We start from the raw sequence: 275 nt of genomic DNA, 5'->3' as shown, positions 1-275 counted from the left end.
TCCATTGACCGTGCCGCTCACCGTGATATTGCCGTTGCCCGCGCCGGTATCCAGTTTGGTGTTGCTCTGCAACGTCACATTGCCCGTAAAGGAAACTCCTGCCCCCGCGGTGGTGGTCTTATGATTGCCATTGGTCTGAATCGTGCCCGCCGTGATGTTCTGCGAACCCGTGCTGGTCACATTGCCGCCGAAGCGCGCCGTGCCCGCGCTGGTGACCGTCAGACTGCTTAATGCCGTCGTCCCGCCCACTGCGCTCTGCAAATTAATCGTCCCGC

It is taken from the genome of Candidatus Manganitrophaceae bacterium, assembly GCA_012960925.1.
Lineage (GTDB): Bacteria > Nitrospirota > Nitrospiria > SBBL01 > JAADHI01 > DUAG01.
This window is presented reverse-complemented; position numbering follows the sequence as displayed.